The following is an 18,613-nucleotide window of genomic DNA, read 5'->3' on the forward strand; positions in this document are numbered from 1 at the left end:
GCCCCTGTGCTCCCTGCGGCTGACAGGCATGCCTGGCGCCGGGAACCGGTCGGTACCTCGGCCGGCCAGGCGATCCGCCGGCCCTTAGGCCTTCGAATTGCCTTGAACGTAATCGATGGCCTGTTGCACCGTGGTGATCTTTTCGGCTTCTTCGTCCGGGATTTCCGTTTCGAATTCTTCTTCCAGTGCCATCACCAGCTCAACCGTGTCGAGCGAGTCAGCGCCGAGATCGTTCACAAAGCTGGATTCGTTCTTGACGTCGGCTTCGTTCACGCCAAGTTGTTCCGCGACGATCTTCTTGACGCGTTGCTCAATGTTATCCATTCAAACCCTCCGGGGTAGTTAGTTCAGACAAGTGCGCGCATTTTAACAGGTTTGCAAAGCAAAGTTAGCCTGCGCCAAATAATGTTCAATATCGCTCAAAATTATGCAAATGCAGCACAATTTCCGCGATCTTCCCTCAACTCATGAACATGCCGCCGTTCACATGGAGCGTCGTGCCGGTGATGTATCCGGCCTGCGGAGACGCAAGGAATGCCACCGCATTGGCGATGTCTTCCGGCGCACCGAGACGGCCCAGCGGAATCCGCGCCTTGAGCGCTTCGTGCTGTGCTTCGTTCAGCGCCTTGGTCATATCGGTGTCGATGAAACCCGGGGCGACGCAGTTGACCGTGATGTTTCGGCTGCCGATTTCGGCGGCGAGCGAACGGGACATGCCCGCCACGCCCGCCTTGGCGGCCGCGTAGTTGGCCTGGCCCGGGTTGCCGGCAGAGCCGACGACCGAGGTCACGTTGATGATCCGGCCGCTACGTGCCTTCATCATCGGCTTGATGACGGCGCGCGACAAACGGAAGATCGCCTTCAGGTTCGTGTCGATCACATCGTCCCACTCGTCGTCCTTCATCCGCATGGCGAGGTTATCGCGCGTGATGCCGGCATTATTGACGAGAATGTCGAGCTTGCCGTGCTGCTTGAGAATATCGTCGAGCGCGGCGGCTACGCCGTCGGCGTCGGTCACATTCAGGACAACGCCCTTGCCCGCCAAGCCTGCTTGCGCGAAATAGTCGCTGATGCCTTGGGCGCCAGCTTCGCTGGTGGCAGTGCCCACGACCGTCGCCCCCTGGCGAGCGAGTTCGAGGGCGATGGCGCGACCAATGCCACGCGAGGCGCCGGTCACCAGTGCCACGAGGTTATCGAGTTGCTTGCTCATGAGAGAAATACCCTTCGCTGTTGCTTACGAGAGCTGCGCGCGCACGTCGGCGAGCGACGCCGGATCGGTGATCGCCAGCCCAGTGAGATTGCCGTCGATGCGCTTGGTCAGGCCGGTCAGCACCTTGCCCGGACCGCACTCGACCACTTGCGTCACGCCTTGCGCTGCGAGCCACTTCACCGACTCGACCCAACGCACCGGCGCGGCCGCCTGACGCACCAACGCATCCTTGATGCGCGCCACGTCAGCTTCAACAGCCACGTCAACGTTATTGATCAGCGGGATCTGCGGCGCATTGAACGTCACGTTCGCCAGATACTCGCGCAGACGATCCGACGCCGGCTTGAGCAGCGACGAGTGGAACGGAGCCGAGACCGGCAGCACGAGCGCACGCTTCGCGCCAGCCGCCTTGGCCAGTTCGCAAGCCTTCTCCACGCCCGCTTTCGCTCCGGCGATCACGACTTGCGCCGGGGCGTTGAAGTTGACGGCCTCGACCACGCCCGTCGCCGATGCTTCCGCGCAGACATTGCGAACGGTGTCGTCGTCCAGCCCCAGAATGGCCGCCATGCCACCTTGCCCGACAGGCACGGCTTCCTGCATGGCTTGCGCGCGAAAGCGCACGAGCGGCACCGCATCCTTGAATGCGATCACGCCGGCGGCAACCAGCGCCGTGTATTCACCGAGGCTGTGGCCCGCGACAAAGGCGGGTTGGGCACCGCCCTCGGCCAGCCAAGCGCGGTACATCGCGTAAGCGGCGGTGAGCATCACCGGCTGGGTATTCGTGGTGAGATTGAGTTCTTCGGCGGGGCCAGCGGCGATCAGCTTGGCCATGTCCTGCCCGAGGGCATCCGAAGCTTCGGCGAGGGTCTCGCGCACTACCGCGTTGTCCGCGAACGCGTCGAGCATACCCACCGATTGGGACCCTTGTCCCGGGAAAACGAAAGCGAATGTCATAGCGCCTGGTTTTGCAGTCAGATTCAGAAACATTGCGGCGCATTGTCGCGCGCCGGCATGACAGGTACGAGGCGCGCAGGAGCGCTCGACGCGCGGCGTTCCGAAAGAACAGCCTCAATGCGCGCGACGCTCCGGCGCCGGGGCACTTACATGCGGAACAGCACCGCGCCCCACGTAAAGCCGCCACCCACGCCTTCGATCATGACGTTCTGGCCAGGCTTGATACGTCCGTCGCGGACCGCGACGTCGAGCGCAAGCGGAATCGAAGCGGCAGAGGTATTGCCATGCTGGTCGACGGTCACGACCATCTTCTCTTCCGAGAGGCCCAGCTTGCGGGCCGTACTCGACATGATGCGCAGATTCGCCTGATGCGGAATCAGCCAGTCGATCGCCGACGACTCCAATCCGGCCTTCTCAAGGGCCTCGTGGGCCACCTTTTCCAGCACTTTCACGGCCAGCTTGAACACTGCCTGACCGTCCATATAGAGGAACGCCTCGCCCTGCACCGCACCGCCGCTGACGTTGCCCGGCACGCACAAGATGTTCGAGTGACTGCCGTCCGCATGCAGCGCGCTCGACAGAATTCCCGGCTCGCTGGAGGCCTGCAGCACGACAGCGCCCGCGCCATCACCAAACAGCACGCACGTCGTACGGTCGTTGAAATCGAGAATGCGCGAGAACGTCTCGGCGCCGATCACGAGAACGTTGCGATACACGCCGGAGCGAATAAAGTTGTCGGCCGTCGCCATCGCATAGGCGAAACCGGAGCAAACCGCCTGAATGTCGAACGCTGGGCAGCCGTTCTTGATGCCGAGCTTGTGCTGCACAAGGCAGGCGGTGCTCGGAAACACGAAGTCAGGTGTCGACGTGGCCACCATAATCAGGTCGAGCTGGTCGGCGTTCAGTCCGGCCATGTCGAGCGCGCGCTTCGCGGCTTCCACGGCCATGTCGCTGCTCGTCTGATCGGGTGCGGCGAAATGGCGGGCCTTGATACCGGTACGCGCGACGATCCACTCGTCGCTTGTCTCGATGCCGCGGGTAGCAAGCTCGTCGGCCAACTGCTGATTGGTCACGCGTCGCGCCGGCAGGTAGCTGCCGGTACCGACGACACGGGAATAAATCGCGGACTGGGTCATCTTATGATCGGTTAGGGCGCCGGAGCAGCCACCGGCATCAAAGCGCCGGAATGGCGCTCACCGGCTTGTTGTCCTGGAGCTGATTCTGGTTCTCTTCCATGGCGCGCGACAGACGGTCGAGCACACCATTGCGAACTGCATCATAGCCGCGTTTGATGGCCCATTCAAACGAGTAGGCATCCGCCGAGCCGTGGCTCTTGATAACGAGCGCACGCAACCCGAGCAACGCAGCACCGTTGTAACGGCGATGATCGACGCGGTTCTTGAAGCGAGTGAGAATCGGCAGCGCGACGACAGCGATCACCTTCGTCCACCACGTGCGGGTGAATTCTTCGCGGATCATGTCGCCAAGCATTTGCGCCAGGCCTTCGGAGGTCTTGAGAGCAACGTTGCCGACGAATCCGTCGCAAACGACGATGTCGGTCGTGCCGCGATAGATGTCGTTGCCTTCCACGTTACCGTAGAAGTTCAGCGTGGAGCCACGCAGCAGCTCGCCGGCCTGCTTAATGACGTCGTTGCCTTTGATGACTTCTTCGCCAATGTTGAGCAGGCCGATCGACGGACGCTCCTTGCCATCGACCGCCGCAACGAGCGCGTGGCCCATTTCGGCGAATTGCAGCAAGTGCGTCGGCTCGCAGTCTACGTTCGCGCCCAGATCGAGCATCGTGGTGTAGCCGCCCTTCTGGTTCGGCAACACGGTGGCGATCGCGGGCCGCTCAATACCGGGCAGTGTCTTGAGCACATAGCGCGAGACGGCCATCAGCGCACCGGTATTACCGGCGGACACGCACGCCTGCGCGCGCGCTTCCTTGACCAGATTGAGCGCCACACGCATCGAGGAGTCTTTCTTCCTGCGCAGGGCGGTCTCGACGGAGTCGTCCATGGCGACGACTTCGCTCGCGTTGACCACGGACAGGCGCGGGTGACCCGTCACACGCAGCTTCGCGAGCTGCGCGTTAATGATCTCCTGCTGTCCGACCAGCACAAGTTCGACATCGTCGGTAGATTGCACGAAGTGAACCGCGGCCGGCACCGTCACCGATGGGCCGTGGTCCCCGCCCATACAATCGATCGTCAGGGTGACTGTCATGTCGACGTGATTGGCTTGCGGTACAGGTAACAAAAAAAGCGGCAGGATAAGTGCCGCGTTTGCCACATCGGACGATCAAACAGCGCCATGATGGGCGCGTGTCGCCTGGGGGCCGAGTTAGTCGTTCTTGGTCTTGATGACCTTACGACCACGGTAGAAACCGTTCGGCGAGATGTGGTGACGCAGGTGCGTCTCACCCGACGTCTGCTCGACGGCGGTCGCCGGCGCGGTCAGGAAATCGTGCGAACGGTGCATGCCGCGCTTCGACGGCGACTTCTTGTTCTGTTGAACGGCCATGATAACTCCTCAAAATATCGCGAAATTTTAACACAGTTCGAGCGCCGCCCTACGGTGTCGGCCTGCCGGCCCGACCTGTGCGACTAACGCAAACATGTACTTTGGTGAGCCGGAAACCCGGCCGCACATTACTTTCCGTCCTTGTCCGGCGAGCGCTTGAGCGCTGCCAGCGCCGCGAACGGAGACGGCTTATCCTCTTCTTCGGGCTCCGGGGCCGGCTCCGCCAACCCATCTTCGCCCGTGGCCAGGCTCTCGTGCACACTCGGACAAACCTCATGTTTAGGCACGATCGGCAAAGCCAACAGCAATTCTTCCTCGATCAGCTCACGCAAATCGAAATGTTTCGAGCCTACCAGCGCCTCGAGTTCGTCTTCATCGAGGGGGCGATCCTCCGCCGCAGCTTCGTCACGCACGATCTCGAAAGTCGTTTCCGAATCGAGCGGTTCCTGATACGGCGTGAGGCACCGCTGACACTCGAGCCACATCGGACCCTGAACCGAAAGCGTCAGGAACTGGGCCACGGCGGGCTTTCCGTCTGCGCGCAGCACCTGCTTTTCAGCGCCTTCGGCACGCCAGTGAAACACGCTCTGCGCGCGCCCCGACGCCGAGACTTCGGCAGGCACTTCGGTTACCATGCGCGGCAACGCCGCAAGTTGCACGTCACCTTCCGCCACCCGGCCGGTACGCGCGAATTCGAACAGATCGACGATATATTCGTTCATCACGCTCATCCTTGCCTTGGCGCATCTGAGCACATTCAATGTCCCTTGCCACCTGCTGCGCCCTGATCTGACGCCATTCCCCGGCGTTCGAACCCGTATCGCGCAGACTGGCGGGACCGAGCGCCAGATTGCAAAAGCCGTGAATTCTAAATAGTTTTTCGTTTCTCGTCAAACACTTAAACCCGATGACCGCACAGCCCCTGCCACCGCTGATCCTGGCCTCCGGATCGCGCTATCGCCGCGAACTGCTCGAGCGCTTGCGTCTGCCGTTTTCGGTCGACATCCCGGATATCGACGAAACGCCCGCTCCCGGTGAAACGCCGCATGACACCTCGCTGCGCCTGGCTCGCGAAAAAGCCCGGGCCGTCGCTGCCCGCCAACCGGGCGCCGTCATTATCGGATCCGATCAGGTGGCCACCTTCGAAGGCCGCCAGATCGGCAAACCGGGCAATTTCGAGAATGCCATGACACAGTTGCGCGACATGCGCGGCAAGGTGGTCGAGTTTCACTCGGCCCTGTGTGTCTACGACGCCCGCAGCGGCCAGAGCCAAGCCACAGACGTGGTGACACGCGTGAAGTTCCGCGACCTGCCCGACGACATACTCGCCGCCTACCTTCACGCCGAAACGCCGTATGACTGCGCCGGCAGCGCCAAGTCCGAAGGACTCGGCATCATGCTGCTCGAAACCATCGAAAACGACGATCCGACCGCGCTCATCGGCCTGCCGCTGATTGCACTGACGACCATGCTGATGCACGCCGGCGTCTGCCTGCCGGGCCCCGGCACGATGGGAGCGGCAGCATGAGCGGCACGCTGTATCTGATCCCGAACACGCTGGGCACGAACACCCGCGGCGGCCTGCCTGCGGTGCTGCCCGACGAGGTCCGCACAATCACGGCGGGTCTGAAGTATTTCGTCGGAGAACAAGCCAAGAGCACACGCGCCTTTCTCAAGCTGGCCGGCGTGAGCACGCCGATTCAGGAGATCGACATCCGCGAATTGAACGTCAATACGCCGGATGCGGCCATCGACTCGCTCCTCGCCCCGATTCTCGCCGGCACCGATGGCGGCCTCGTGTCCGAAGCGGGCTGTCCGGCCGTGGCGGACCCCGGCGCGCTGCTGGTGCGGCGCGCACACGAGAAAGGCGTGCGGGTGGTGCCGTTCGTCGGCCCAAGTTCGATTCTTCTCGCGCTGATGGCGAGCGGCCTGAACGGGCAGAGCTTTGCATTTCACGGCTACCTGCCGACGGACGCCGCCGAGCGCGCCAAACGGCTGCGCGAACTCGAACAGCGCTCGCGCAAGGAAAAACAGACCCAAATCTTCATCGAGACGCCCTATCGCAACAAAGCCATGCTCGACGCGCTACTGCAAAGCTGCGACGGTACCACGCTGCTTTGCGTAGCGGTCGACGTCACGCAGGAGACCGAGCAGATCGTCACGCATCGGGTCAAGGGATGGCCTCAGGCGAGCGTCGAACTGCACAAGCGGCCTGCGATTTTTCTGTTTTTGGGCCAGTAACGCTCGAAACCTCGCGCCAAAAGCACAAACCCCACGGAAATCTGGATCTCCGTGGGGTTTTGTCCTTCTGCGCACCGCCTGAGTTATTTCAGTGACAGAGCCGAGCCCATCATCATCGTCTTCATGGCCGCAGCGCCAACGGCCGCACCGAAACGCCGCGCCACGCGCTCGGGCAGGTTCTCCTTGACGGTGTAGTCCACCAGATCAGGCGCCTTGAGCACGTCGCGGGCGACCGAATCGACCGTCCCGAGGCCATCCGCCAGCCCGAGTTCGATCGAACGCTGACCGGTCCAGAACAAGCCGCTGAACAAGTCGGGGTCGTCCTTCAAGCGATTGCCGCGCCCTTTCTTCACGGCACCGATGAACTGCTGATGGACCTGCTCCAACATGTCGAGCGCATACGTCTTTTGCTGATCGGTCTGCGGGGAAAACGGGTCGAGGAATCCCTTGTTACGGCCAGCCGTCAACAAACGTCGCTCGATACCGAGCTTGTCCATCAGACCGGTGAAGCCGAAACCGTCCATCAGCACGCCAATGGACCCGACGATGCTCGCCTTGTCGACGTAGATCTTGTCGGCCGCTGCTGCGACGTAATAACCACCTGAAGCGCAAATCTCTTCGACGACGACATAAAGCGGCTTCTTCGGATATTTCGCCCGCAACCGTGCGATGTCGTCGTAGATCATGCCAGCCTGCACCGGACTGCCGCCCGGGCTGTTGATACGCAGGATCACTCCCGCAGCCGATGCGTCTTCGAACGCGGACTGGAGTGCCGCATTGATTTTCTGGGCGCTTGCCTGGCCGTCGGGCGAAATTTCGCCGCTCAGCGTGACGAGTGCCGTGTGCTTGCCGGCACTTGAACCGACCGACGTGGTGCCACCGTCAAAGTCAAAGATCGACCAGACGACAAGCGCGAAGACCGCCAGCAACAACAGCCGGAAGAAGATCTTCCAGCGACGTGTGGCGCGCTGCTCCCGAATGCCGGCCATCAATACCTTTTCCAGCATTTCGCGCTCCCACGGCTTCACCTCATGGGGATCGCGCCCTGCGGCACCGCCCCCGGCCGGAGAACGCGCGCCGGGCGGCGAAAAACCAGGTTCGGTGCGAGGCGAATCGGGCGGCAGGGAGTCGGCCATACGTTATCCAGAAAACTTGGGTAAAAGGCGAAAGATGCGATCAATACCGGGATACCGCGCTGTCAGTGCGCCGAGGGACCGGGCGCTTCAATGTACGCATCGGGCCACCAGACGACGGTCGTGAGCGTGCCATCCCCGCCGTCCTGCCTGGCTGGACGCTCTTCGACACGCACAGACTGCAAGGCACCGCCACGGCACGGACCGCCCACGCAGTGCCCGGTATCGGGCTCATACGTTGCGCCGTGCGTCGCGCACATCAAGTATAAGCCGGACGCCTCGAAGAACTGCCCCTCGGACCAGTCGAGTTCCATCGGCACATGCGCGCACTGATTGAGATAGCCGTACACCTGCCCGCCGTAGCGAACGACGAACGCGGGCGTGCGACGACCGCCGACCAGCACCTCGAAACGGACGCCGCGACCGCCGTCCTCGAGCGCGGAGCCCGGACAGATTGGCAGCGGCGCCGACTCGTTCACACGCGCTCCAGCAGCCATTCACGCAGTTCGACTACGCTCCCCGCACAGTAGGCGGGCTCCAGCGCCACCAATTGCTCGCGCGGATGTGCGCCACCGTAAGCAACGGCCACACCAGCCGTCCCGGCGCTGCGCGCCATCTGCAAATCGTGCGTGGTGTCGCCGATCATGACCGTGCGATCCAGATCCTGACCGAGCTCACGCGTCAGTTCCTGCAACATCGCCGGATGCGGCTTCGAAAATGTCTCATCGGCACAACGGGTCGCGTCGAACATCCGCATCAGACCCGCCGCCTCAAGCGCGCGGTTCAAACCGACGCGCGATTTGCCCGTCGCCACGGCAAGGAAACGGCCCCGCGAGCGCAATTCATCAAGCAGCTCGCGGATTCCGGGAAATAACACCGTCTCCTTGTCACCTATCAGATAGTGGAAGCGATAGCGCTCCGATAAACGCGGATAGTGGGCCGGATCGAGCGACGGCACGGCCATTTGCAGCGCATCGCGCAATCCGAGGCCGATCACGTGACTCGCCACCTCGTCGGAGGGTACAGGTAGCCCCAGATCGCGGCAGGCCGCCTGGATGCAACGGGTAATGGTGGGCGTCGAGTCCATCAACGTCCCATCCCAGTCAAAAACGACCAGGTCAAACTCAGGGCTTGGCATCGGCGGAGGCGCCTCGAAGTTGATTCAGGAATTTCTCACATTCTGGCGGTAACGCTGCCTGCAACGCAATTGGCGTATCCAACACGGGATGGGTGAACTTTAGTCGCCACGCGTGCAGGAACATGCGCTTGATCCCCGGGCGGGCGCCGGGACGCGCGAGCGTCTTGTTCAGCGTGAAGTCGCCGTACTTGTCGTCGCCGACAATCGGCGTACCGCAATGCGCCAGATGAACACGGATCTGATGGGTCCGTCCCGTTTTCAGTTCCGCTTCGAGCAATGTATAAGGCGGCAGCGATTCCACCATGCGGAATACGGTGTGCGATGCCTGACCGTCCTCCTGCACGCGTACGCGGCGCTCCCCCTCCGCCGTGACGTACTTATACAGCGGAGCTTTGACCGCGCGCTGACGATCGTGCCACTCGCCTGTGACACACGCCAGATACCGCTTGTCCATCCGGTTGTGGCGAATCTGTTCATGCATGCCGACAAGCGCCGAACGCTTCTTCGCGAGCAGCAGAATGCCGGACGTTTCACGGTCCAGACGGTGCACCAGCTCGAGAAACTTCAGATGCGGCAATGCCCGGCGCAACTGCTCGATGACACCAAACGACACCCCGCTCCCGCCGTGCACGGCGACCCCGGCGGGCTTATCGATCGCCATCAGGTAATCGTCTTCGAACAGCACAGGGAAGGTCGCGGCTGGGACGTGAGCCGGCGCATCTGCGGCGGGGGCAGCCACGCGAACGGGCGGAATTCTGACAATATCACCAAGGACAAGCCGATAGGCAGCGTCTATTCTTCCTTTGTTTACGCGCACTTCGCCACTGCGCAAGATGCGGTAGACGTGACTTTTCGGGACGCCTTTGCACTCGCGCAGGAGGAAATTATCGATTCGCTGGCCGGCCGAGCCGTCGTCAACTTCGACGAGCCGAACCTGCGGTGTGGATGCCGACGAAACCATTTTCTGCCGACTTTTGCCTAACTCATTCATTATGAATATAATTTGCCCAACAGAGATGGCGGTAGCGGGAATCATGCCAAATCCCCACCTCTGTCGGTGCATACCCCAAAACGGTATTTTACTTGCACCCCGGGCAGGCTGCTCGTCCGGTGACCCTGGAGCAGCGAGCGCACGCACGTCACGCAGCGTCGGCAGGAAGTGGGCCCATAGGCCGCTTCGGTCGCAGCGCGCGGGACGCGGATAGAGTTGGTGGTTATAGAATTTTTTGGCGATCAGCCCGGGTTACATGATCCGAGCTGACCGCTTTGTGAATATTGTTCGCGCACAGAGTCATAATGAGGCGCCGTCACAAGAAGAATAAGTGTCGGCAGGCGCCCCGAGAAAACGCTGATGAAGTTTCTCGTCCAGTTTCTATTGGTATGGACTGCAAGCCCGAAGTGATCTGCGCTGAGCCGGAGTTTTCCGGTGTCTCGGCGGTTCCGGGTGAGCGCGATAACGTATTTGCAGGCGCCTTTGCGTCCGTGGGCCTCATCGCCCGGACCCCCCGGCAATTCTTCCACTCCCGGCTCGAACCTCGCGTGTTGGATAACTCGAGTGATACGTGCCCGACGCACTGCGCATTGGCAACTGCGGCGGGTGGGAGTCGTTTTCATGAAACGCATGTTGTTCAACGCCACGCAGCAGGAAGAACTGCGCGTGGCAATTGTCGATGGGCAGAAACTCATCGACATCGATATCGAGACGGCCGGCCGCGAACAGCGTAAAGGCAATATCTACAAGGGTGTCATCACCCGTATCGAACCCTCTCTCGAAGCCTGCTTCGTCAACTACGGTGAAGGCCGCCACGGCTTCCTGCCCTTCAAGGAAGTGGCCCGCGCGTACTTCCGCGAAGGTGCCGATGTGCGCAACGCGCGCATTCAGGACGCCCTCTCCGAAGGCCAGGAACTCATCGTTCAGGTCGAAAAGGAAGAACGCGGCAACAAGGGCGCTGCCCTCACCACGTTCATCTCGCTGGCCGGCCGTTACCTCGTGCTGATGCCGAACAACCCGCGTGGCGGTGGCGTGTCGCGCCGCATCGAGGGCGAAGACCGTCAGGAACTGCGCGAAACGATGGCGCAGCTCGAATTGCCGGAAGGCATGAGCATCATCGCGCGCACCGCAGGCATCGGCCGCTCGGCCGAAGAACTGCAATGGGACCTGAACTACCTGCTGCAACTCTGGCATGCCGTCGAAAGCGCTGCCGCCAACATCGAGCTGCCGCGCGACTCGGCGCTGATCTATCTTGAGTCGAGCCTCGTCATTCGCGCCATCCGCGACTATTTCCAGCCCGATATCGGTGAAATTCTGATCGATACGGAAGAAATTTCCGAGCAGGCACGTAACTTCATGCAAGTGGTCATGCCCGACCACCTCAATCGCGTGAAGCAGTATCGCGACGACGTGCCGCTGTTCTCCCGTTTCCAGATCGAACATCAGATCGAAACGGCGTATTCGCGTCAGGTCCCCCTGCCCTCGGGCGGCGCCATCGTGATCGATCACACCGAAGCGCTGGTCTCGATCGACGTCAACTCGGCACGCGCCACCAAGGGCGCCGACATTGAGGAAACGGCCCTTCGCACCAACCTGGAAGCTGCCGACGAAGTCGCACGCCAGTTGCGTCTGCGTGACCTGGGCGGCCTGATCGTGATCGACTTCATCGACATGGAGTCGGCCAAGAGCCAACGTGAAGTCGAACAACGTGTGAAGGACGCCCTCAAGCACGACCGTGCTCGCGTCCAGATGGGCAAGATTTCGCGTTTCGGCCTGATGGAGCTGTCGCGCCAGCGCCTGCGCCCGTCGCTGTCGGAAGGCACGCACGTGACCTGCCCGCGATGCAACGGCACCGGCCATATCCGCGACGCCGAATCGTCGTCCCTGCAAGTCCTGCGCATCATTCAGGAAGAGGCGATGAAGGAGCACACGGCAGCCATTCACTGCCAGGTGCCGGTCGAGGTCTCTGCATTCCTGCTCAACGAGAAGCGTCAGGAAATCAACAAGATCGAAGCGCGCTTCAAGGTTGGCGTGCTGCTGATCCCGAATAAGCACCTCGAAACGCCGCACTACAAGCTGGAGCGCCTGCGCTTTGACGATCCGCGTCTGGACGCGCCGAAGGCCAGCTACGCGCTCGCCGAAGAAGCCGCGCGTGCTCTGGAAGACGATCCGGCGGGTTACAGCAAGAAGAAGGAAGATGTGCGTCCGCGTCAGGAAGCCGCCGTCAAGGGCATCACGCCCGATCAGCCGGCACCCGCGGCGCAACCGCGCCCTGAGCCTGTCGCCGCCACGGCACCGGCCGCCGCCCCCGCACGTAGCGGTGGCTTCATCGGCTTCGTGAAGCGTCTGCTCGGTCTCGAGCCGGCCGCACCGGCACCGGTCAAGGCCGAAGAGCCGGCCAAGCCGACCGCACGGCCGCCGCGCGAACGTCATGACCGTCCGCATCAGCAGAACCGGAATCGCCGTGGCAATGCTCGCGACGACAAGTCGGGCAAGGACAACGCCGGCCAACCGGCACGGGAAGGTCGCGAGGGCCGTGAGGGTCGCGCTGCCCGTCCGGAACGTGCAGAGCGAGCCGAACGAGGTGAGCGTACCGACCGTAACGAGCGTACCGACCGTAACGAGCGTACCGATCGTAATGAGCGCAACGAACGTGGCGATCGCAATGAGCGTCAGGAAGGTCGCGACAAGCGTGAGCGCGATGACGCCCAGCGTCAACCGGCACAGGACGTGCGCGCCGAAGAGGGCCGCGAATCGCGTGAAGGCCGCGAACGTGGCAACCGTCGTGACCGCAACGAGCGTCGCGAGCGTCGTCAGCCGGAAGGCGCGGATGGTCAGCAAGCCGTACCGCAACGCGTCGCGCAAGCTGCCGCACCGCTTGTCGCCGAGCACGAAGCGCTCGAGCAGGATCGTCTGACGGCCCAAGTCGAAGACGGCGCAACGGTCTCGGCAGAAGAAGGCGAGCAAGGCGGTGAAGAGCGTCGCCGCAGCCGTCGCCGCGGTCGTCGCGGTGGCCGTCGTGAGCGCGAAGCCAATGAGCAGCAACAGCATGCCGACGGCGAACACGCCGAAGGCTCGACGTCGGACGACCTCGAAGGCGTGCGCACCCCGATCCTGACGGATGAGGCCAGCGAGAACGCAGCCACTGATGCGTTGGTCCGTGCGGCAGCTCCGGCAATTCCGGCGAGCGTCGCTCCCACGCCGACACCTGCCGTACGCGTCGAGCCGACACCGGCGTTGGTTCAGGTTCAGGCCGTGCAAGCGGAAGCTCCCGCCGTCGCAGCTCAGGTTGTCACTGTGAGCGAGGCCGCACCGGCGGCAACGCCGGAAGTCCCGGCGCAAGTGATCGCCCAACCGGTCGCTCCGGTCAACGTGGCACCGCTGCCTGCGGCAGAAGTGGCCGCAGCCCCGGTGGTTCCGCCGGTCAGCGCGCCGCTGCCAGTCGCAACGCCGAGCCCGGCTCAGCCTACGGTTCCGGCCGAGGTGCTGACCGAGATCGCCGCGACCGCGGCCACGGCCAGCGCCCCGGCAGATGTCAGCCCGGCCCCGGCGGCACCCGTCGAAACCGTCACGCCGGGAACGCCGGTCGAGAGGGTCGAAACGGTGAAGCCGGTGCAAACGCAGGCCCCTGCCGCCGCGCCGGTGCAAGCCGCGCCGGTCGCTCCGGAAGCCGCCGCCGCTGACACGCAAGTCGTGACGCAGCAGCCGGCCCCGGCAGCCGTCGCCCCGACGCTGGAACGCGGCGCACTGGAATCGACGCTGGCAAGCGTAGGGCTGGTCTGGGTCCACACGGACGCCGACAAGCACCGCGCCGCCAAGGAAGCCGCAGCGCAAGCCACACCGGCACCGCACGTGCCGCGTGAGCGCCGTCCGTCCACGCCGGTCAACAGCGGTCCGATGGAGCAAGTGGAAACGCGTGCCTCGTCGGATCACGTGGCGTAACGTGTATCGCGCATGACGTTCGGGCGGTTCCTGCTTCACGGCAACGCGCCGCCCAACGTAGAGTGACGCCAGAAAAGGAGGCTTCGGCCTCCTTTTTTGCTGATGGGGGCGGCTTTTCCCGCCCCCCGCGTTGTCCCGACTTGTGCCTTCTCCGCGCTGCCCGTATCTTGTGGCGCAGTACGAGCTTGACGTCCTCAACGAATGCCTGGGTACCGATATCCGATGCCTGAATTGCCGGCATCGGCGGCCCATGAGCCAATTCGTTAGAATGGACACGCAAGCTAAGGCCCCATCATGACTGAAACGATCATCCGACTCACCGATCTGCGTAGCGACACGCGTTATACGACGCACGCCCCGCAGATCCCCGCACAAGTCCGCGCAGCCACCGGTCATCTCGAAGATGCGCTGGCGCGGCCGCTGCACGACCTGCGGATCTCGGTGACCGATCGTTGCAACTTCCGCTGCGTCTATTGCATGCCGAAGGACGTGTTCGACAAGGACTACACCTTCCTGCCGCAATCGTCCCTGCTGTCTTTCGAAGAGATCGAGCGCGCTGCGCGCCTGTTCGTCGAACATGGCGTGGAAAAGCTGCGCCTGACCGGCGGCGAGCCGCTGCTGCGCAAGCACATCGAGCGCTTGATCGAGATGCTTGCTCGGCTGCGAACTCCCTCGGGCAAACCGCTCGACATCACGCTCACGACCAATGGCTCGCTGCTGGCGCGCCGGGCGCAATCGCTCAAAGACGCAGGGCTCACCCGCGTTACCGTCAGCCTGGACAGTCTCGACGAGACGATCTTCCGACAGATGAATGATGTCGACTTCCCGGTCACCAATGTGCTCGAAGGCATTGCGCAAGCGCAGCACGTCGGCCTGGGCCCGGTGAAGGTCAACATGGTTGTCAAACGTGGCACCAACGACACCGAAATCGTGCCCATGGCACGGCATTTCCACGGCAGCGGCGTGGTGTTGCGTTTCATCGAGTACATGGATGTGGGCTCGTCGAACGGCTGGCGTATGAACGAAGTGCTGCCGTCGGCGGACGTCATCGCCCGGTTGAACGAGGCCCTGCCCGTCGAACCGCTCGAACCGAACTATCCCGGCGAGACCGCGCAGCGCTGGCAATATCGCGATGGCGGCGGCGAAGTCGGCGTCATTTCGTCGGTCACGCGCGCTTTTTGCGGCACTTGTTCCCGGGCACGCCTGTCTACGGAAGGCAAGTTGTACCTATGTCTGTTCGCCAGCGCCGGATACGACTTGCGCACGTTGCTGCGCAACGGCGCGAGCGACGCGCAGATCTCGACCGTCATCGGCGACATCTGGCAGGGTCGCACCGACCGTTACTCCGCATTGCGTACGGCGGCCACCGGCCTGCCTGACGATGCACCACCGAAAGTGGAGATGTCCTACATCGGCGGATGAACGTCACGGGCGCCGCCCGTTCGCTCGTCTGCACGCTTTCGAACTATCGAATTCCTTCTCGACTCATGATTCCTGTTGCCCCGGACGCCAGCCGCGCCCGAGACTCTCTGCCGGTTCTCCTACGTGCTTCACGCCTTGGCGCGCATTTTCTGCCCCGGCGCCTGATCGTCGCGGGTTTGAGCGCTCTGACGCTGCTCTTGAGCGCCTTCACGCCAGCGATAGCCCACGCGGATTGCGATCCGTCCGACCGCGACATCGCGAACCATTTGATGACCTACAGCGGTCAGCTTGGCGAGCGCAATCCGTTGCGGCTCGTGTTGCGCCCCACGTCGGGCGGCAAGCTCGAAGGCCGCTATGCCAATGCCTCGTCGCAAAGCGATACACACCTCACGGGGAAGTTGGAAGCCAAGTCACGCCTGCATCTGACCGAATTTGACGCAGGCGGCATGCCGCGCGCCACGTTCGAGGGCGAGTTCTCCTCCAACGACGACGTCAACCGCCAACGCGGCGCATCGTCCACCTGCGAGGTCATTTCCGGTCAATGGAAGGATCTGCGCAGCGGCCGTTCGGTGCCGTTCGAACTGGCGCTATCGAGTATCCAGACCGGCAAGATCGATCATCTCTACGGCGTCGCCGGCGTGAACGACGACGAGACTGTCAATCGTGCGGCGACACAGTTCCGCAAAGGCGTACTCGACGACCGTCGCGATGTCGTCGCACAATCGATCCGTTATCCGCTGCATGTGTCGCTGCGCGGCAAGACAATGATCCTTCGGAACCCGAAGTCGCTGCTCGCGCGCTACAACGAGATTTTCACTGACGGTTACGTTCGCACCATTGGCGCTGCCGTCCCCCGCTTGATGTTCGCCCGCGATCAGGGCGTCATGCTGGGTGACGGCGCCGTCTGGTTCGATGCGAACGGCCGCGTCATCGGGCTGAACCGCTCCTAGCGAGACCGCCGCATTCCGATCAAGCAGGAATCCACGTCCATGACTGCCACGCCCATCCCCCGCAATGCCATCACCGGCCTGATCCTTGCGGGCGGACGTGGGCAACGCATGGGCGGGCGCGACAAGGGCTTGCAGATCTTCGCCGGAAGGCCGCTTGCCGCGCATGTTGCCGAACGGCTGCGACCCCAGATCGGGACGTTACTCATCAGCGCGAACCGGAATCGCGATGCCTATGCGGCACTCGGCGCAGAAGTCGTGAGCGATGAGACGCAGGACTTCGCGGGACCGCTCGCCGGCATGCTGGCCGGGCTGCGGGCGGCACGTACGGACTACGTTCTCACCGCACCGTGCGACACCCCCTATCTTCCCGAGGATCTTGGCGAACGGCTGGGTGCTGCGTTAAACGCATCGCTCGCCGGATCACCGGCCGCCTATGCCGCCACGGCACAGGGTCCGCATCCGGTATTTGCCCTTCTGCATCGTTCACTGGCAGACGATCTGGCTGCCACGCTTGCGGCGGGGGAGCATCGCGTGCGAGCGTGGCTGGCACGCCACAAGGCCGTACAAGTTCACTTCGGCGGCGAGCGTCCGTTTTACAATGTCAACACGCTGGACGACCTCCATACCGATACGCCGCACGCTCCCTGACAATCCGGGCACCGACGCGGCCAGATCCGTCGCCACCGCTTTTACGGGATGCATTCCGGATACGTGCCGGATGACGACGCCACACCGATGACAACACTAGACGAAGCCCTGGCCGGCTTGCCGGACTACGCCCCCAACGACATGACGGTCGAATTGGCGCGCGGCATCATTGTGCGCACCGCGAGTCCGGTATCCGCCATCGAGCAGGTTGCCGTACGCAGTGCGCTTGGCCGCGTACTCGGGCGCGACGTCATTTCTCCGCTCGACGTTCCCGCTTTCGAAAATGCCGCCATGGACGGCTACGCCTTCGCCGGCAGTGCGCTTGCCGCCGGCGGCGATGTGCGTTTGCGCGTGGCAGGCCGCTCGTTCGCCGGCCATCCGTTCGATGGCGTGGCCGCCCCTGGCGAATGCGTTCGCATCATGACCGGCGCGCTGTTGCCCGCAGGCTGCGACACCGTCATTCCTCAGGAACAGGTCCGGCGCGAGGGCGACACCGAGATCATTACCTTTGCGGCGAACGCGGTCGCCGCAGGCCGCCACGTGCGCCATGTCGGCGAAGATCTGGCCGCAGGGCATCCGGCGTTACATGCAGGCAAGCGCTTGCGGCCGGCGGCTCTCGGCCTGCTCGCGTCGCTGGGAATTGCCGAAGTGCCCGTACGCCGCCGCATTCGCGTGGCGTTCTTCTCGACGGGCGACGAACTCCGCTCGGTCGGCGAGCCGCTCGCACCGGGCAATCTGTACGACAGCAACCGCTACACGCTGTTCGGCATGCTGCAACGGCTGGGTGTCGAGGTGCTCGATCTGGGCGTGGTACGCGACGATCCGCAGGCGATTGAGGACACACTGCGCACGGCTTGCCGCGAGGCCGATGCCGTCATCACGTCAGGCGGAGTCTCTGTCGGCGAAGCCGATTTCACGCGCGAGATGATGACGCGCCTGGGCAACGTCGTGTTCTGGAAGATGGCGATGCGCCCGGGTCGCCCGTTCGCTTTCGGCGAACTCGAGAGCGAGGGTCATCGCGCGCTGCTCTTCGGACTGCCAGGCAATCCGGCGGCCGTGATGGCATCGTTCTACCATCTGGTTCGCGATGGCCTGTTCGCGCTGATGGGAGCTGAGCCGCAAGCTACCCCGAGTTTGCCCGTGCCGACGACAACGGCGATTGCCAAACGTCCCGGCCGCACCGAATTCCTGCGCGGCATACTTGCCGCCGATGCACAGGGCCGCTGGCAGGTCACGGTCGCCGATGCCCAAAGCGCCGGTATTCTGCGCACGATGAGCGAAGCCAACTGCTTCGTCACGCTCGGCACGGCACGCGCAGATGTGGCGGCAGGCGAGCTGGTCGACGTCATTGTGTTCGACGGACTGGTTTAGCGTGCACACCACGCTCGATTTCCCCAAAAAAACGAAGCAACGAAATAGCAATATATCGCCGTCATCGGCGCTTCGACGATGACGGCAACA

General features: G+C 63.1%; 18 protein-coding genes. 7 read left to right on the forward strand and 11 right to left on the reverse strand.

Annotated features, from left to right (window positions below):
* Positions 1-84 precede the first annotated feature (84 nt).
* The 7 genes from acpP to PBR20603_RS16275 all read right to left on the reverse strand — a co-directional run bounded on the left by acpP (position 85) and on the right by PBR20603_RS16275 (position 5,418).
* Positions 85-324 carry an acyl carrier protein gene (gene acpP, locus PBR20603_RS16245; protein WP_010805232.1) on the reverse strand — a complete coding sequence of 80 codons (240 nt, stop codon included), beginning with the start codon at positions 322-324 and terminating at the stop codon, positions 85-87.
* 136 nt (positions 325-460) lie between these two features.
* Entirely contained in the window at positions 461-1,210 is a 750-nt protein-coding gene (fabG, locus tag PBR20603_RS16250) for a 3-oxoacyl-ACP reductase FabG (RefSeq protein WP_150560555.1), read from the reverse strand.
* Positions 1,211-1,234: 24 nt separating this feature from the next.
* Complete coding sequence (fabD, locus tag PBR20603_RS16255) at positions 1,235-2,164, reverse strand: ACP S-malonyltransferase (RefSeq protein WP_150560556.1); 930 nt, start codon at positions 2,162-2,164, stop codon at positions 1,235-1,237.
* Between the two features lie 146 nt (positions 2,165-2,310).
* Complete coding sequence (locus PBR20603_RS16260) at positions 2,311-3,300, reverse strand: beta-ketoacyl-ACP synthase III (RefSeq protein WP_150560557.1); 990 nt, start codon at positions 3,298-3,300, stop codon at positions 2,311-2,313.
* A gap of 37 nt (positions 3,301-3,337) precedes the next feature.
* Complete coding sequence (gene plsX / locus PBR20603_RS16265) at positions 3,338-4,390, reverse strand: phosphate acyltransferase PlsX (RefSeq protein WP_150560558.1); 1,053 nt, start codon at positions 4,388-4,390, stop codon at positions 3,338-3,340.
* Between the two features lie 117 nt (positions 4,391-4,507).
* Positions 4,508-4,687: a 50S ribosomal protein L32 gene (gene rpmF, locus PBR20603_RS16270; protein WP_039375606.1), complete on the reverse strand. Its 180-nt coding sequence runs from the start codon at positions 4,685-4,687 to the stop codon at positions 4,508-4,510.
* A gap of 128 nt (positions 4,688-4,815) precedes the next feature.
* Positions 4,816-5,418, reverse strand: a complete 603-nt coding sequence (locus PBR20603_RS16275) for a YceD family protein (protein WP_150560559.1) — start codon at positions 5,416-5,418, stop codon at positions 4,816-4,818.
* 176 nt (positions 5,419-5,594) lie between these two features.
* On the opposite strand from PBR20603_RS16275, the gene PBR20603_RS16280 reads away from it, so the two are divergent.
* Both PBR20603_RS16280 and PBR20603_RS16285 read left to right on the forward strand, forming a co-directional pair.
* Positions 5,595-6,215: a Maf-like protein gene (locus PBR20603_RS16280; RefSeq protein WP_150560560.1), complete on the forward strand. Its 621-nt coding sequence runs from the start codon at positions 5,595-5,597 to the stop codon at positions 6,213-6,215.
* Positions 6,212-6,928 carry an SAM-dependent methyltransferase gene (locus PBR20603_RS16285; RefSeq protein WP_150560561.1) on the forward strand — a complete coding sequence of 239 codons (717 nt, stop codon included), beginning with the start codon at positions 6,212-6,214 and terminating at the stop codon, positions 6,926-6,928. The genes PBR20603_RS16280 and PBR20603_RS16285 overlap by 4 nt, the downstream gene beginning before the upstream one ends.
* 83 nt (positions 6,929-7,011) lie before the next feature.
* On the opposite strand, the gene PBR20603_RS16290 is transcribed toward PBR20603_RS16285, so the two are convergent.
* The 4 genes from PBR20603_RS16290 to PBR20603_RS16305 form a co-directional block, all read right to left on the reverse strand.
* On the reverse strand, positions 7,012-8,064 hold the full coding sequence (locus PBR20603_RS16290; protein WP_150560562.1) for a S49 family peptidase: 1,053 nt from the start codon (positions 8,062-8,064) through the stop codon (positions 7,012-7,014).
* Positions 8,065-8,126: 62 nt separating this feature from the next.
* Positions 8,127-8,558 (reverse strand): Rieske (2Fe-2S) protein, encoded by a 432-nt coding sequence (locus PBR20603_RS16295; protein ID WP_150560563.1) that lies wholly within the window; start codon positions 8,556-8,558, stop codon positions 8,127-8,129.
* Positions 8,537-9,199 (reverse strand): HAD family hydrolase, encoded by a 663-nt coding sequence (locus PBR20603_RS16300; protein WP_150560564.1) that lies wholly within the window; start codon positions 9,197-9,199, stop codon positions 8,537-8,539. The genes PBR20603_RS16295 and PBR20603_RS16300 overlap by 22 nt, the downstream gene beginning before the upstream one ends.
* On the reverse strand, positions 9,186-10,190 hold the full coding sequence (locus PBR20603_RS16305; protein WP_150560707.1) for an RluA family pseudouridine synthase: 1,005 nt from the start codon (positions 10,188-10,190) through the stop codon (positions 9,186-9,188). Before PBR20603_RS16305 ends, PBR20603_RS16300 begins: the two co-directional genes overlap by 14 nt.
* Before the next feature lie 621 nt (positions 10,191-10,811).
* Here PBR20603_RS16305 and PBR20603_RS16310 point away from each other — a divergent pair.
* The 5 genes from PBR20603_RS16310 to moeA all read left to right on the forward strand — a co-directional run bounded on the left by PBR20603_RS16310 (position 10,812) and on the right by moeA (position 18,523).
* Positions 10,812-14,132 (forward strand): Rne/Rng family ribonuclease, encoded by a 3,321-nt coding sequence (locus PBR20603_RS16310; RefSeq protein ID WP_150560565.1) that lies wholly within the window; start codon positions 10,812-10,814, stop codon positions 14,130-14,132.
* Positions 14,133-14,426: 294 nt separating this feature from the next.
* The gene (gene moaA / locus PBR20603_RS16315; RefSeq protein WP_150560566.1) at positions 14,427-15,554 is read left to right on the forward strand and encodes a GTP 3',8-cyclase MoaA; all 1,128 of its coding nucleotides are present in this window, start codon (positions 14,427-14,429) and stop codon (positions 15,552-15,554) included.
* Positions 15,555-15,730: 176 nt separating this feature from the next.
* A complete protein-coding gene (locus PBR20603_RS16320) occupies positions 15,731-16,504 on the forward strand; it encodes a hypothetical protein (RefSeq protein WP_150560567.1) in 774 nt (257 codons plus the stop codon).
* A 39-nt stretch (positions 16,505-16,543) separates the two neighbouring features.
* Entirely contained in the window at positions 16,544-17,152 is a 609-nt protein-coding gene (gene mobA / locus PBR20603_RS16325) for a molybdenum cofactor guanylyltransferase MobA (RefSeq protein ID WP_150560568.1), read from the forward strand.
* A gap of 87 nt (positions 17,153-17,239) precedes the next feature.
* Positions 17,240-18,523 carry a molybdopterin molybdotransferase MoeA gene (gene moeA, locus PBR20603_RS16330; RefSeq protein ID WP_150560569.1) on the forward strand — a complete coding sequence of 428 codons (1,284 nt, stop codon included), beginning with the start codon at positions 17,240-17,242 and terminating at the stop codon, positions 18,521-18,523.
* Positions 18,524-18,613 lie beyond the last annotated feature (90 nt).

The sequence above is a fragment of the Pandoraea bronchicola genome, assembly GCF_902459805.1.
GTDB classification, from domain to species: Bacteria; Pseudomonadota; Gammaproteobacteria; order Burkholderiales; family Burkholderiaceae; genus Pandoraea; species Pandoraea bronchicola.

Bases quoted from the DNA above. Each gene is read 5' to 3' on its own strand.
- acpP (WP_010805232.1), bottom strand. From the start codon at position 324: ATGGATAACATTGAGCAACGCGTCAAGAAGATCGTCGCGGAACAACTT.
- fabG (WP_150560555.1), bottom strand. From the start codon at position 1,210: ATGAGCAAGCAACTCGATAACCTCGTGGCACTGGTGACCGGCGCCTCG.
- fabD (WP_150560556.1), bottom strand. From the start codon at position 2,164: ATGACATTCGCTTTCGTTTTCCCGGGACAAGGGTCCCAATCGGTGGGT.
- PBR20603_RS16260 (WP_150560557.1), bottom strand. From the start codon at position 3,300: ATGACCCAGTCCGCGATTTATTCCCGTGTCGTCGGTACCGGCAGCTAC.
- plsX (WP_150560558.1), bottom strand. From the start codon at position 4,390: ATGACAGTCACCCTGACGATCGATTGTATGGGCGGGGACCACGGCCCA.
- rpmF (WP_039375606.1), bottom strand. From the start codon at position 4,687: ATGGCCGTTCAACAGAACAAGAAGTCGCCGTCGAAGCGCGGCATGCAC.
- PBR20603_RS16275 (WP_150560559.1), bottom strand. From the start codon at position 5,418: ATGAGCGTGATGAACGAATATATCGTCGATCTGTTCGAATTCGCGCGT.
- PBR20603_RS16280 (WP_150560560.1), top strand. From the start codon at position 5,595: ATGACCGCACAGCCCCTGCCACCGCTGATCCTGGCCTCCGGATCGCGC.
- PBR20603_RS16285 (WP_150560561.1), top strand. From the start codon at position 6,212: ATGAGCGGCACGCTGTATCTGATCCCGAACACGCTGGGCACGAACACC.
- PBR20603_RS16290 (WP_150560562.1), bottom strand. From the start codon at position 8,064: ATGGCCGACTCCCTGCCGCCCGATTCGCCTCGCACCGAACCTGGTTTT.
- PBR20603_RS16295 (WP_150560563.1), bottom strand. From the start codon at position 8,558: ATGGCTGCTGGAGCGCGTGTGAACGAGTCGGCGCCGCTGCCAATCTGT.
- PBR20603_RS16300 (WP_150560564.1), bottom strand. From the start codon at position 9,199: ATGCCAAGCCCTGAGTTTGACCTGGTCGTTTTTGACTGGGATGGGACG.
- PBR20603_RS16305 (WP_150560707.1), bottom strand. From the start codon at position 10,190: ATGAATGAGTTAGGCAAAAGTCGGCAGAAAATGGTTTCGTCGGCATCC.
- PBR20603_RS16310 (WP_150560565.1), top strand. From the start codon at position 10,812: ATGAAACGCATGTTGTTCAACGCCACGCAGCAGGAAGAACTGCGCGTG.
- moaA (WP_150560566.1), top strand. From the start codon at position 14,427: ATGACTGAAACGATCATCCGACTCACCGATCTGCGTAGCGACACGCGT.
- mobA (WP_150560568.1), top strand. From the start codon at position 16,544: ATGACTGCCACGCCCATCCCCCGCAATGCCATCACCGGCCTGATCCTT.
- moeA (WP_150560569.1), top strand. From the start codon at position 17,240: ATGACAACACTAGACGAAGCCCTGGCCGGCTTGCCGGACTACGCCCCC.